Raw genomic sequence first — 12,738 nt, 5'->3', positions numbered from 1 at the left:
TATCATAAAAAAAAACCGAATTGTAAGCTTCATTACAATTCGGTTTTTTTATTAGCAATCATTTGCATAATAATATTCTAAGTCGAGTTTTTCTTCTAGTTTCTCAATGGTTTCTTTTGCTGTTTTCACTTTGGTGAGGTTTACTTCGAATTGTTTTTTACCATCGGGTGAAATCCAAAGTCCTTGCAATTTCCCATCTTTTCTTGTGAGTATTAATACTCCTGTATTGAAATGCTCTACCATTGTAAACTGATTTCTTTCTTCTGAAAAAAGCATTTCAAGAAGCAACCAATTATCGGTTTTGTTTTGTTTGTATTTATACATTCCTGTTGCATACATGCGTGGGCAACCGTCTTCGTAGATTTTTAAATACAATGAAATATCCATTGTGCTCAATTTTCCTTCATATAATTCTTGTGAAATAATAGTGTCTTGTGCTATTACTATCTTAGAAATTAGAAAGACGAAAAATATAAATTTTAGTTTCATCACTGTTTATTTTTAGTCAAATATAATAACTTCAACAACAGTAACTGTTATCGCTATACAAATTTTGTAGAAGAGGCTGTCCAAAAAGTCAGTAACCTTGTCATTTCGACGCAAGGAGAAATCACATAATACTGATTATGAGACAACTCCTTGCATTGGAGTGACAAAAATGTGTCGATTTTTTACTTTTAGGAGAGTCTCAAAACAAAAAATGAGTCTTAAAAGACCCATTTTTAAATTTATTATGTTTTTTTCTATAACCAAAAATTCATTTGATCCGTTTCCAAAGTATTCAATATTGTTATTGCTAAATCTTTAGGAAACAAAATAATTTCTGTGGTGTTACCATAAAATCCTTTTGCGCTAGATGTTCCCCAAGAACCTAAATAGAAAGCTCCTCCTGTTTGGGTAAAAGAAGTGGCTGAAGAATTATTTAGTGCGGTAGTTCCGCTATTTAATCGAACTGTTTTATAATTAGTACCTCTCACAAAGGAATACTGTCTGTATGTATTAATACTTGATGCATTGTAGAACCTTCTATTAGGAGCACAACAAACTTCTGATGCATCAAAATAGCAATAGCCATCGCTCCAATTAATATGCATAGACCATCTCCAATTGGTACTGTCGTTTCTCATTCCAAAAGAATGTTGATTGGTATTCTGTGTCCCCTTACCTACCATTAAAAATGAACCGTTTACTCCGTTATTGGTTAAATTTTGTATGGGTTGGTTTACCACTAAGTGATCTGCATAGGCGTCTCCATTATATACGATTGAGGGTAACGTATTTGAGGCTCCAGCAGAATTTAATACTAATTGAGGTTGCAGACTCATATTTGTTTGCACTGCATCATAGGCATTTGCTCCTTGGTCATACCATTTGCTCACATAGAGATGATTAGTACCAGCAAAAGCCGCAAAGGTCATTACCTGTCCTACGGTTATTCCACTACCTCCTGAGCTAGAAACCACTACTTCACTATCTATTCCTACAATATCTTTATTATTGAACCTAACTTCTGCTTCTGCATTATCAGAGCCTCTTCTCATCCTGAGTGCATAGCCCGCATATCCTCTGGAAAGTTTTCTTAGACTGTATGCAAATGAGGGTGTTCCTGTAACTTGATCTAAGATATAAGGAGCATGATACCGATTTGTTGGTAGTGCTTGCGAAAATGATAGTAAGGAAATTAAAGTTAAAACTAAACTATAAATATACTTTTTCATATTTTAAATTTTTTGTTTTAACTATTTTAAATCTCCACTTATTATTGAAACATTTGTTGCTCTAACTTCTATTCCTGCTTTTGCCCATTGTCCTGATGTTGCTTTTGCGCCCCATCTATTATTTACCATCATTCCACCTGTTCCCACAACATTTATTTGACCAGTTCCTGCTTGTGTAATACTTACTTGAAAACCTACTGGTAAAGTATTCGGCACATTTAGTGTAATGGTACTACTCGAAGTGAAATCTAAAATTCTTCCATTATCGTTAGCCGATAAGGTGTATGACGTACTGGCTACATTCACAATTGAACCTACGTTTACGGGCATCCAAGAATTACTTGAAGTACTATAATAATAATATAAGTTTACATCTGTATTGAAAATCATTAAAGACTGTGGTGGTGATGCAATGGCATTCATTTGACCACTTGTTAATCGTGGTATTAAGATTCCTTTATCGGTTCCATGTACATCTAGAATTGATTTTGAGTCTGGTGAAGTTGTTCCAATACCTACTTGTGCAATTATTGATTGTGAAATCAACATTGCAATAAAAATAATTTTTCTCATTTTAAATAGTTAATAGTCAAAGGTTAATAGCTTTCAACATTTTCTTTAAAAACAGTGCAAAGATACATTTTTTTTTAAAACATACTAATTTCTCTAACTTCACCTACTGCTAAACCTTCTAAATGCATCTCTCCTACTCTCACTCTAACCAAGCGCAATGTAGGAAAACCAACTGCTGCCGTCATTTTTCTCACCTGACGAAATTTTCCTTCAGTGACCGTTATTGATACCCAAGAAGTTGGTCCGTGACGTTCCTCTCTAATTTTTTTTCCTGGTCCAATATAGTTTGGTAGTTCATGAATTAATCTCGATTGGCAATTTCTAGTAAGATATTTGGTTCCATTAACACCAATTTCTACTCCTTTTTGCAACCTGTCCACTGCTTCTTGTGTAATAATTCCATCTACTTGTGCGTAATATTCTTTTTCAACTGTTTTTCGTCTAATTTGCTCACTCACTTTGCCATCGGTAGTCAATAAAAGTAAACCTTCCGAATCTTCATCTAAGCGGCCAATCGCCATGGTTCCTTCTGGAAAAGGATACAATTCTCCCAACAGTTTTTTCTTGCGTTTCAATTCATAGATAAACTGACTCAAATAGCCGTGTGGCTTGTGAAGCATAAAATGTTGGTGGTTCATTAGGATGATTTAAATAGTTTCAAATGGATTTTGACGATTGTCCCAAAAATATAGGAATTGAATATTTGTTTCATTTACTTCATAAAACAAACTACAATTTGTATGAATTAAAGCTTTTCTAACATTTTTAAAATCTAAATATTGTTTAAAAAGATAGGGTTGTTTTTTAATAAGATTAGCGACTGAGTCAACTTTTAAAGTAAAATCTAAAGCTTCCTTTTTACCAAATTTAGAATCTATTTGTAAAACAATTTCGTCAAAAGTTATAACAGCATTTTTAGACCAAATAATTTCCATTATTGATATTTAGAAATATATTTCTTCATGACTTCATCATGTGTAAATACTTCACCTTTTTTTATTTGCTCTTGACTTTCGATTACACCTTCTTTTATTTTATTTGGTAAGTTAGCAAATAAATTCTCCTCACTAAAAGAAATTTTAGCATGTATTGCATCAGCAATTGCTAACAACATACTCTTGTATTGTTCATCTGTTTCAATTATTACTTTCATAACCGTTGCTTTATACAAATATACGATTATTTTAAAATCAGAAATCAATATTATTTCATTTCAGAAAACAATTTTCAAATCTTAAAAAGGAATTCTTAACTTTACACAAATTAAACAATTCATGAATACATCTATACTTATTATAGCGACCTTTATTATTGCTTTAGCCATTGGTTTCTATCTTGGTAAATTACTTTCTAAAACACAATCTCAATCTGAAAAATCGAGTTTAGAAGAACGTGTAAACGGTTTGACTAATCAAATAGAGCAGTTGAGAAATCAATTACTAACCGAAAAAAATCAGTTTGAAAAAAACATAGCGCAAATTGTTTCTGAAAAAGAAAAAATTCAAAGAGAAAAAGAGTCCTATGCTATTCATTTGGCTAAAAAGGAAAATGATTTTGATAATTTATTAGAACGCAATAAAGAACAAAAGCTAGAAGTAGAACAATTGCAAGAGAAGTTTACTAAAGAGTTTGAAAATTTAGCGAACAAAATCTTGGAAGAAAAGACAACCAAATTTACAGAACAAAACAAAGAAAACATGAAGATTATCTTGAATCCGCTTCAAGAAAAAATTCAATTGTTTGAAAAGAAAGTAGAAGACACACACAAGGAGAGCATTGATTATCATGCTGCTTTACGCCAACAAATTTTGGGACTTCGTGAAATGAACGACAAAATGAGTAAAGAAACAGTGAACCTAACCAAGGCATTAAAAGGAGATAGCAAGATGCAAGGTAATTGGGGCGAATTAGTATTGGAACGTGTCTTGGAAAAATCGGGACTAGAGAAAGGTCGCGAATATGAAATGCAACAAAGTTTTACTACTAGTGAAGGAAACAGAGTAATGCCAGATGTAATTATTAATCTTCCAGATGGAAAGAAAATGGTTGTCGATTCGAAAGTGTCATTAACTGCCTATGAACGTTTTGTGAATGAAGAAGATGACGATTTAAAAGCTGCCATTTTAAAAGAGCACGTCACTTCTGTAAAACGCCATGTGGACCAATTGAGCGACAAGAACTATCAGGATATTTACCAAATGGAAAGTCCCGATTTTGTTTTACTTTTCATTCCAATAGAACCTGCCTTTGCATTGGCTTTGAACGAAGACAACACACTCTATAACAAAGCTTTCGAGAAAAATATTGTGATTGTTACACCTTCTACACTTTTGGCAACACTTCGCACAATTGACAGCATGTGGTCGAATCAAAAACAACAAGAGAATGCTATGGAAATTGCACGACAAGCAGGCGCTTTGTATGATAAATTTGAAGGTTTTGTGTCCGATTTAATTAAGATTGGAAAAAAAATGGACGAAGCAAAATCTGAATATGGCAATGCCATGAATAAATTGGTTGAAGGAAAGGGGAACTTGGTTAGAAGTGCCGAAAAATTAAAGAAAATGGGTGCAAAAGCAAAGAAAGCCCTTCCGGAAAGCATTATTAAAAGAGCAACAGAAGACGAACTTGATCAAATAAACTAAAATACTATGTCAACATTTAAAAAAATAATTATTTATGTTGTTCTTGCAACAATTTTATCCATTTCTGCCTATATGACCTATGTTTACTATGTTCCTTATAGTGACGGTGTTCGATCTGGAGAATTAATCAAAATAAGCCATAAAGGTTATGTGGTAAAAACTTGGGAAGGAGAAATTAGCCAAGGTATTTCGGGTGCTCAAATTTTCAAATTTTCTGTTTTAGACAATGACCAAGAAGTTATTGACAGTCTTAAATCGTTACAAGGAAGCTTTGTAAAAGTAGAATATGTTGAACGACTTCGCACTTTCTTTTGGTGGGGCGATTCTCGCTATTTTATTACTAAAGCAGAAAAAGAAGATTCACCCTATTTTAACAATGGAAAATAATGAAAAAATACATTCTATTTCTTGCTGGCTTTTTATGCATTCAATGTAAAACTGTTCAAAACGAAACATCCAAAAACAAGGAACAAAAAGTTGCCATTGTTATTCATGGTGGTGCTGGAACTATTTTAAAAAAGAATATGTCTCCAGAATTAGAAGCAGAATACAACCTTGTTTTGGAAAAAGCAGTTAGAGAAGGCTATGCTATTCTAAAAAATGGAGGAACAAGTATTGATGCTGTTGAAAAAACAATTAATATTCTAGAAGACTCTCCTTTGTTTAATGCAGGAAAGGGAGCGGTTTTTACCAACCAAGGAAAGAATGAATTAGACGCTTCGATTATGGATGGCAAAACCTTAAAAGCAGGTGCAGTTGCTGGTGTAACAACGGTAAAAAACCCAATAGACCTTGCTAGGGCGGTCATGGAAAAATCGGAACATGTGATGCTTGCACGAGAAGGTGCAGAATATTTTGCTTCACAGCATGGCATTGAAATTGTAGATCCTTCCTATTTCTATGTTGAAAGCAGGTATAAATCGCTACTTAAAGCCAAAGAAAAAGAAAAAATAGAATTAGATCATGACAGCAAAGCTTCTTTCTATGACACAACGATTAAAGATTCAAAATTTGGAACTGTTGGCTGTGTTGCTTTAGACAAAGATGGAAATATTGCAGCAGGCACTTCTACTGGTGGCATGACCAATAAAAAATGGGGACGCATTGGGGATTCTCCTGTTATTGGGGCTGGAACCTATGCTAACAACAAAACTTGTGGTGTTTCTGCAACCGGCTGGGGCGAGTTTTTCATTCGCAATGTTGTTGCCTATGATATTTCGGCTTTAATGGAATATAAAAATTTGAGTCTTAAAGATGCAGCAAATGAAGTAATTCAAAAAAAATTAACTGCATTAGGAGGCGATGGTGGAATTATTGCGATTGACAAAGAAGGAAATATTGTTATGGAGTTTAACACCGCAGGAATGTATCGTGCTTCGATTGACAAAGACGAAAAAATAACTATTGCTATTTACAACAAATAAAACCAAAATGAAAAATAAAGAAAGTAATACTGTAAATGCTTCAAAAATAACACTCACTGAATTAATGCTCCCGTCACACTCCAATTTTAGTGGTAAAATTCATGGTGGCTATATTTTAAAATTAATGGATCAAATTGCTTTTGCGAGTGCGTCAAAATATTCGGGTTGTTATTGTGTTACTGCATCTGTAGATATTGTAAACTTTTTAAATCCTATAGAAATTGGCGAGTTAGTTACCTTAAAAGCTTCTGTAAACTATGTAGGTACTAGCTCGATGGTGGTTGGAATTAGAGTTGTTTCTGAAAATATTCAAACAGGAAAAGTGAAACACTGCAATTCTAGCTATTTTACTATGGTTGCAAAAGACGACGATGGAAACACTACAAAAGTACCTCATTTAGTTTTATCTAATTCGGAAGAAGTACGTCGTTACTTTGATTCTTTAAGACGCATTAATCAAAAGAAAAACCTTATTCAACTGGAAGAAAAATTCGATCATCTTTCAAAAGAATCTTTGGATATTTTAAAAACACAAAACGTTATAGTAAATCTTTAGATAAAAAAATATTTTCATGTTATAAAAGTGTTAAATATTTAATATTTTGTTATATTTGAAAACAAAACTCAACAAATATGACTAAAAATTACTTTAAACACTTAATATTACTCATTATTTTAGTATTTTTTTATTCTTGCAACAAGGACGACAATTATACTGAAGTCCCTGTTTCTCCTGTATCTGTAGATTTAAGTCAAGTTCCCTATCCCAAATTATCTGATTATCATTTCTTTGAAAGTGACATAAAAAACCAAACCCCATCTTTAGGTGTTCTTCCCTATGCCCCTGCTAGTAGTTTGTTTACAGATTATGCTCATAAAAAACGTTTCGTTTGGATTCCTGAAAATAAAAAAGCAACACAAAACGGAGACATGAATATCCTTGAGCTTCCTGTTGGGTCTGCTTTAATTAAAACATTCTATTATGATAATGTTCAGAACATTACACCTGTTGGTGCAACTCGAATTATTGAAACTAGGGTTATGATCCGAAAAAATTCGGGTTGGATATTTGCGAACTATGTATGGAATGAAGATCAAACTGAAGCAGTATTAGATTTGGCTGGAAGTAACACCTTAATTACTTGGAAAGATGAGAACAATGCTATTAAAACTGCTAATTACAGAATTCCAAATGAAGCACAATGTATTGTTTGTCATAAAAAAGAAGTACCTGTTGGCGGAACCGAAGTTATTAGTTATATCCCTATAGGAATTAAACCTCAAAATTTAAATTTCGAATATAACTATGGTAACGAAACCAAAAATCAGCTCACAAAATGGGTAGAAAAAGGATATTTAGAAAACACCATTCATTATCCATCAGAAGAAAACACTACAATAGACTATAATGACTCTTCAAAACCGCTAGACAAAAGAGCTCGTTCTTATGTGGATATCAACTGTGCGCATTGCCATCAAGAAGAAAGACATTGCGATTATAGACCTATGCGATTTGCATTTAATGAGACTTTAAATAATGAACCCAACATGGGTGTTTGCATACCTACCCAAGACATGCAAGATTTCCCTAGTGAACTAAGTAAGATTGTGCAACCCCAAAACGTAAATCAATCCATGCTTTTTTATAGATTAAACACCACTAATGAAGCGTATAGAATGCCGCTACATGGCAGGACACTCATTCATACAGAAGGGGTTTTATTAATGAAGGATTGGATTAATTCTTTACACGATTGCAACTAACACAAAAAAAACAAACATCATGAAATCTAAAACTACCCAATATAGTAAAAACAGAAAAGATTCCATTTTTAAACACTTTTTCATTGCTCTTTTATTCTGCTGCCAAATCGTTTTTTCCCAAAATACTTGCAGCACTGCTTCTCCCATTACAGCTGGAGTTGTTACTGTTGACATTATTGATGGTACAAATATAACAACAAGTTGTTCTACTTCTGATTTGGCTGAATGGTATATCTACATTCCTACTAATGATTATAGCGTTACTGTTACTTCAGATTTGCCACAAAACATTTGCAAAGACACTAATTTTGAAGTCTATACAGGAGATTGCACCAATTTAATCTGTTTTACAGGTGATGATGATTCTGGAATTATCCAATGTAACAATGGGAATACTAATTCTTATCTTTCTACCAAAACGTTCAATGTAGTAGCGGGAACAGTTTACTATATTATGTGGAATAATCAATGGAATAATAATGGGTTTGATTTTGAACTTATTGAAGCTCCAATTGCTCCAAATCCTTGCCTTAGTGCAATTCCTATTGCCGCAGGGATAACAACAGTTAATTCTATCGATGCTACTAATTTAAATACTGCTTGTACTAGTGCTTCAAAAGCAAAATGGTATTCCTATACTCCTTCACAAGATTATGAAGTAACCATAACTTCCGATTTAGTAGAAAATATTTGTAAAGATACTAACTTCAATGTTTATACTGGTTCTTGTTCTAACCTCATATGTTTCGCAGGCGATGACAATTCTGGTATTATTCAATGTAATGCGGGCAACACCAATTCAAATCTTTCTAAAGATACTTTTAATGTGACTGCTGGCGTTACATATTATATTGCTTGGGATAATAAATGGAGTGATCTGGGTTTTAATTTTGAATTGATTGAAGCTGCTATTGTTCCGCCTCCAATTACCTATACGAAAGAAACAATTAGCACAATGACAAGCACCTACAAAATTTGTGTTGCAGACATGAATGGTGATTACAAAGATGATATTGCAGGAGTTGACACCAACAATTTAAAAATTCATTACCAAGGAGCTACTGCTGGTGCTTTTTCTATTAGCAATTTTCCAATAACTGGAACTAGCAGAATGCCTACATGGAGTTTAGCTGCTGGAGATTATAATAGAGATGGATATAATGACATTATTTTAGGTAACGGTCAAGGGTTAACTGTTTGGACATCGAATAGTACTGGTACTGCCTATTCTAATTTCACACCTAATGAGTATATTTTTTGCCAGAGAACTAACTTTGCAGACTTAAACAACGATGGTCATTTAGATGTTTTTTCTTGCCATGATATTGCTCCTAATGTTTATTATCTTAACGATGGCAATGGGAATTTAACCTATTATCAAAGCAGTGTTACTTCTGGTGCAATGAATTTAGGTAGTAGTGGTGGAAATTATGCAACTTTATTCACCGATTTTGATAATGATGGTGATACCGATGTGTTTATTTCTAAATGCTCTGGCCCTCCTTGCGAATTGCATCGAAATGATGGCAATGGTGTTTATACAAATATTTCTGCTTTGGCTCAAATAGACATTACTCCTATTCAAACTTGGTCTTCTGCAATTGCAGATTTTGATAATGACGGTGATATGGATATTATTATAACTGCAAGTGCTGGAACTCATAAATATTTTAGAAATAATTTAGACACAACAAACAATGTGGAAGAAGCCTATTCAAACATAACTTCGGGTTCGGGTTGGGATACTAACCTTTCTACAAATATTGACAATGTAGCCTATGATTTTGACAATGATGGCTATGTGGATGTTCTAGGAGGAGGCAATAAAATAATGTTTAATCAAGGGAATAGCACTTTTTCAGAAGTAATATATAACAACGGAATAAGCGTTGGAGCAATTGGTGATTTAAACAACGATGGTTTCTTAGATATCTTAAATGGAAACGTAATTAGTTATGCAATTCCAAATGGTAATAACTGGGTAAAAGTATCCTTAGAAGGTGTTCAAAGTAACCGCAACGGAATTGGAGCAAGAGTCGAAATTCATGGGCCTTGGGGAAAACAAATTAGAGATATTAGAAGTGGAGAAGGTTTTAAATATATGAGTTCGCTTAATGCTCATTTCGGAATAGGAACTGCAACTGTTATAAATCAAATAGTGGTAAAATGGCCGTCTGGAGTTATTGACGTTATCAATAATCCAAATTCAAATCAAACCACACATGTTGTTGAAGGATCTTCACCTTTAAGTAGTTCTATTTTTGATACGAATCAAATTAAAATTTATCCGAACCCTAGTAGTAATTACTTAACAATCCTGAACATTAATTCTCTAGACATAAAAGAAATAAGCATTTATGACATCAATGGAAAACACGTGAAAAATTGCACCGATTTTAACACTTCTATAAAAATTTCAGAATTAACGGAAGGAATATATATCTTAAAAATTAGAACAAAAGAAGGGGAAACTTTTTCAGAACAATTTATTAAAACAAATTAAGAAAAAGAGTTTAGTATTTGGTTGTAAAAAGGCGGAAATGATTATCTATTTCCGCCTTTTTTTTATCCCATTTATCTTAACACTAAATACTGTATTAAGTCTTTTCCCATTTCTTCATTTATCATTGCTATGATTTTTTCTTTACCATAAGACAATTCTTCACGAAGTACTGAGGAAGTTAGTTTTACATATAATGTATTGTTTTTTAACTCAACTGCTTCTGTATAGTTCCCTACTCCATTCCCCATCATTTTTAACCATGCTTCTTTCACATCTACCTTATCAATCCCAGTTTCTAATTTATTTTGTGAAATAAAATTTTTTAATACATCTTTTAATGAAAGTTCTTCATTAGTTCGTTTTGCCATTTTTTTCAAGTTTTATATCGTTTCTTTTTCTATAATGATATAGAATTCCTTCTTCATTTTTTATGGATAAAATTGCATCAGAAAGTTCAACTATTTCTTCTTTCCAAGTTGCATAATCTGTTTTATTAAGCAGAAAACACTCATCATTTTTTGTCTCAATTGTAAACTCTTGAGTAATATTGTTTGTTAGAAAGTTTCCATTATAGAGCATTATTACTTTTCTTCTAGTTCCTTTACCTTCTTTAAATTCAATTTGCTCCATTTCTTCATTAACTTTATATTCTTTCACGTCCTTATTAGGTAATACTACCTTTTCAATTTCCCAAAAGCCGTTAAGTTTCACTAAATCTGCTTCCTGAATTGGTGTTGCACACGAAAAAAACAAACCGACGATGAAACTAAAAATTACTATTCTTTGCATTTTTAAAATTTTAAATAAAATTACATATTTCAGTCAAATTAATTAAACTATTTAATACTTTTATTATCTAATGTTACAAACAATTATCCTATGATACGCTTAACATGTTTACTATTAGTCACTTTACTTTTAAGTTGTAACCCAACTGATGAAAGCCTACCAAACGAAGAGACTATGTATTTTCCTCCAAACGACAATTCAACATGGGAAACAAAAACTATAGCTAGCCTTGGTGGAAATCAAAATTATATTCAAGACTTATTGAATTATTTAGCATTAAAAAATACTAAAGGTTTTATCATTTTGCACAATGGAAAAATTGTAATGGAAAATTATTTTAATGGACACACTAGTACTTCACCTTGGTATTGGGCTAGTGCTGGAAAAACATTAACCACTACATTAACTGGAATTGCTGAACAAGAAGGTTTCCTTAACACCAATAATAAAGTATCGGATTATTTAGGAACAAATTGGACGAGTGCTCCATTAACAAAAGAAAATTTAATCACTTGTAAACACCTTTTAACCATGACATCGGGCTTAGACGATGCATTGGGAGACAATGTTAGTCCGACTAATCTTCAATACAAAGCAGACGCTGGAACACGTTGGGCCTATCATAATGTATATGTTAAACTTCAAGACATTGTTGCAACAGCTACCAATCAAAGTTGGGAAAACTATTTTAACACAAAATTAAAAAACCCAATTGGAATGTCTGGTAGCTGGATTCAAAGTGATGACCATAGTGTTTATTGGAGTACAACAAGAAGCATGGCACGTTTTGGATTGTTGGCTTTAAACAAAGGAAATTGGAATGGCACACAAATACTAAACGCAGCCTATTTTAACAACGCTACATCTACTTCGCAATCTATTAATTTGGCTTATGGTTATTTATGGTGGCTAAACGGAAAAACTTCTTATCATTTGCCACAATCTCAATTTGAATTTCAAGGGAATTTAATTCCAAATGCTCCAGCAGATATGTTTTGCGCTTTAGGAAAGGATGACCAAAAAATCTATGTTTGTCCTAGTAAAAAGCTTGTTGTGATTAGAATGGGAAATGCTGCAGACGGATCCAATTTTGCATTATCTGATTTTGATAATATCCTTTGGGAAAAAATTAATGCTGTTCTATTTTAAAATTATTTTTATCTTAATTCAAAACAAAACACAGACGAATAGTAGATCTCAAAGAAATTAATATATCTTAAACTACAAACAACTCATAATTAATTCCATTAAAAAGTTTAAAGAAGCTGTCCTAAAAGTCAGTAATCTTGTCATCTCGACCAAAGGGAAAAATCACATAACAC

The 12,738-nt window shown here is 32.7% G+C and carries 15 protein-coding genes; 7 read left to right on the top strand and 8 right to left on the bottom strand.

The window, feature by feature from the left end:
- Nucleotides 1–51: 51 nt before the first annotated feature.
- The 6 genes from ACZ49Z_RS12095 to ACZ49Z_RS12070 form a co-directional block, all read right to left on the bottom strand.
- A complete protein-coding gene (locus ACZ49Z_RS12095; protein ID WP_464304575.1) occupies nt 52–489 on the bottom strand; it encodes a hypothetical protein in 438 nt (145 codons plus the stop codon).
- Between the two features lie 254 nt (nt 490–743).
- Nucleotides 744–1,718, bottom strand: a complete 975-nt coding sequence (locus ACZ49Z_RS12090) for a hypothetical protein (protein ID WP_464304574.1) — start codon at nt 1,716–1,718, stop codon at nt 744–746.
- Between the two features lie 21 nt (nt 1,719–1,739).
- Complete coding sequence (locus ACZ49Z_RS12085) at nt 1,740–2,291, bottom strand: hypothetical protein (RefSeq protein WP_464304573.1); 552 nt, start codon at nt 2,289–2,291, stop codon at nt 1,740–1,742.
- Between the two features lie 74 nt (nt 2,292–2,365).
- Nucleotides 2,366–2,929: a pseudouridine synthase gene (locus ACZ49Z_RS12080; RefSeq protein WP_464304572.1), complete on the bottom strand. Its 564-nt coding sequence runs from the start codon at nt 2,927–2,929 to the stop codon at nt 2,366–2,368.
- A 9-nt stretch (nt 2,930–2,938) separates the two neighbouring features.
- Nucleotides 2,939–3,226 carry a type II toxin-antitoxin system RelE/ParE family toxin gene (locus ACZ49Z_RS12075; RefSeq protein ID WP_464304571.1) on the bottom strand — a complete coding sequence of 96 codons (288 nt, stop codon included), beginning with the start codon at nt 3,224–3,226 and terminating at the stop codon, nt 2,939–2,941.
- Nucleotides 3,226–3,444: a hypothetical protein gene (locus ACZ49Z_RS12070; protein WP_464304570.1), complete on the bottom strand. Its 219-nt coding sequence runs from the start codon at nt 3,442–3,444 to the stop codon at nt 3,226–3,228. Before ACZ49Z_RS12070 ends, ACZ49Z_RS12075 begins: the two co-directional genes overlap by 1 nt.
- Nucleotides 3,445–3,565: 121 nt before the next feature.
- Here ACZ49Z_RS12070 and ACZ49Z_RS12065 point away from each other — a divergent pair, with 121 nt between their 5' ends.
- The 6 genes from ACZ49Z_RS12065 (at nt 3,566) to ACZ49Z_RS12040 (ending at nt 10,627) form a co-directional block, all read left to right on the top strand.
- Nucleotides 3,566–4,936 carry a DNA recombination protein RmuC gene (locus ACZ49Z_RS12065; protein WP_464304569.1) on the top strand — a complete coding sequence of 457 codons (1,371 nt, stop codon included), beginning with the start codon at nt 3,566–3,568 and terminating at the stop codon, nt 4,934–4,936.
- A 6-nt stretch (nt 4,937–4,942) separates the two neighbouring features.
- Complete coding sequence (locus ACZ49Z_RS12060) at nt 4,943–5,323, top strand: 6-phosphogluconate dehydrogenase (protein ID WP_464304568.1); 381 nt, start codon at nt 4,943–4,945, stop codon at nt 5,321–5,323.
- The gene (locus tag ACZ49Z_RS12055) at nt 5,323–6,360 is read left to right on the top strand and encodes an isoaspartyl peptidase/L-asparaginase family protein (RefSeq protein WP_464304567.1); all 1,038 of its coding nucleotides are present in this window, start codon (nt 5,323–5,325) and stop codon (nt 6,358–6,360) included. The genes ACZ49Z_RS12060 and ACZ49Z_RS12055 overlap by 1 nt, the downstream gene beginning before the upstream one ends.
- 7 nt (nt 6,361–6,367) lie before the next feature.
- Nucleotides 6,368–6,916 carry an acyl-CoA thioesterase gene (locus tag ACZ49Z_RS12050; RefSeq protein WP_464304566.1) on the top strand — a complete coding sequence of 183 codons (549 nt, stop codon included), beginning with the start codon at nt 6,368–6,370 and terminating at the stop codon, nt 6,914–6,916.
- Nucleotides 6,917–6,993: 77 nt separating this feature from the next.
- On the top strand, nt 6,994–8,124 hold the full coding sequence (locus tag ACZ49Z_RS12045; protein ID WP_464304565.1) for a hypothetical protein: 1,131 nt from the start codon (nt 6,994–6,996) through the stop codon (nt 8,122–8,124).
- A 19-nt stretch (nt 8,125–8,143) separates the two neighbouring features.
- Nucleotides 8,144–10,627 carry an FG-GAP-like repeat-containing protein gene (locus ACZ49Z_RS12040; RefSeq protein ID WP_464304564.1) on the top strand — a complete coding sequence of 828 codons (2,484 nt, stop codon included), beginning with the start codon at nt 8,144–8,146 and terminating at the stop codon, nt 10,625–10,627.
- Nucleotides 10,628–10,698: 71 nt separating this feature from the next.
- Here ACZ49Z_RS12040 and ACZ49Z_RS12035 read toward each other — a convergent pair whose 3' ends face one another.
- Together ACZ49Z_RS12035 and ACZ49Z_RS12030 are read right to left on the bottom strand one after the other, a co-directional pair.
- A complete protein-coding gene (locus ACZ49Z_RS12035; RefSeq protein ID WP_464304563.1) occupies nt 10,699–10,995 on the bottom strand; it encodes a DciA family protein in 297 nt (98 codons plus the stop codon).
- Nucleotides 10,979–11,416: a hypothetical protein gene (locus tag ACZ49Z_RS12030; RefSeq protein WP_464304562.1), complete on the bottom strand. Its 438-nt coding sequence runs from the start codon at nt 11,414–11,416 to the stop codon at nt 10,979–10,981. The genes ACZ49Z_RS12035 and ACZ49Z_RS12030 overlap by 17 nt, the downstream gene beginning before the upstream one ends.
- A gap of 90 nt (nt 11,417–11,506) precedes the next feature.
- Here ACZ49Z_RS12030 and ACZ49Z_RS12025 point away from each other — a divergent pair, with 90 nt between their 5' ends.
- A complete protein-coding gene (locus tag ACZ49Z_RS12025) occupies nt 11,507–12,565 on the top strand; it encodes a serine hydrolase domain-containing protein (protein ID WP_464304561.1) in 1,059 nt (352 codons plus the stop codon).
- Nucleotides 12,566–12,738 lie beyond the last annotated feature (173 nt).

The organism is Flavobacterium sp. KY-23415, assembly GCF_055384985.1.
The sequence above is the reverse complement of the archived record's forward strand: the minus strand, read 5'-3'. Positions and strand labels throughout refer to the sequence as shown.

Excerpts from the sequence above, each read along its gene's own strand:
- ACZ49Z_RS12095 (WP_464304575.1), bottom strand. The coding sequence starts at position 489 with ATGAAACTAAAATTTATATTTTTCGTCTTTCTAATTTCTAAGATAGTA.
- ACZ49Z_RS12090 (WP_464304574.1), bottom strand. The coding sequence starts at position 1,718 with ATGAAAAAGTATATTTATAGTTTAGTTTTAACTTTAATTTCCTTACTA.
- ACZ49Z_RS12085 (WP_464304573.1), bottom strand. The coding sequence starts at position 2,291 with ATGAGAAAAATTATTTTTATTGCAATGTTGATTTCACAATCAATAATT.
- ACZ49Z_RS12080 (WP_464304572.1), bottom strand. The coding sequence starts at position 2,929 with ATGAACCACCAACATTTTATGCTTCACAAGCCACACGGCTATTTGAGT.
- ACZ49Z_RS12075 (WP_464304571.1), bottom strand. The coding sequence starts at position 3,226 with ATGGAAATTATTTGGTCTAAAAATGCTGTTATAACTTTTGACGAAATT.
- ACZ49Z_RS12070 (WP_464304570.1), bottom strand. The coding sequence starts at position 3,444 with ATGAAAGTAATAATTGAAACAGATGAACAATACAAGAGTATGTTGTTA.
- ACZ49Z_RS12065 (WP_464304569.1), top strand. The coding sequence starts at position 3,566 with ATGAATACATCTATACTTATTATAGCGACCTTTATTATTGCTTTAGCC.
- ACZ49Z_RS12060 (WP_464304568.1), top strand. The coding sequence starts at position 4,943 with ATGTCAACATTTAAAAAAATAATTATTTATGTTGTTCTTGCAACAATT.
- ACZ49Z_RS12055 (WP_464304567.1), top strand. The coding sequence starts at position 5,323 with ATGAAAAAATACATTCTATTTCTTGCTGGCTTTTTATGCATTCAATGT.
- ACZ49Z_RS12050 (WP_464304566.1), top strand. The coding sequence starts at position 6,368 with ATGAAAAATAAAGAAAGTAATACTGTAAATGCTTCAAAAATAACACTC.
- ACZ49Z_RS12045 (WP_464304565.1), top strand. The coding sequence starts at position 6,994 with ATGACTAAAAATTACTTTAAACACTTAATATTACTCATTATTTTAGTA.
- ACZ49Z_RS12040 (WP_464304564.1), top strand. The coding sequence starts at position 8,144 with ATGAAATCTAAAACTACCCAATATAGTAAAAACAGAAAAGATTCCATT.
- ACZ49Z_RS12035 (WP_464304563.1), bottom strand. The coding sequence starts at position 10,995 with ATGGCAAAACGAACTAATGAAGAACTTTCATTAAAAGATGTATTAAAA.
- ACZ49Z_RS12030 (WP_464304562.1), bottom strand. The coding sequence starts at position 11,416 with ATGCAAAGAATAGTAATTTTTAGTTTCATCGTCGGTTTGTTTTTTTCG.
- ACZ49Z_RS12025 (WP_464304561.1), top strand. The coding sequence starts at position 11,507 with ATGATACGCTTAACATGTTTACTATTAGTCACTTTACTTTTAAGTTGT.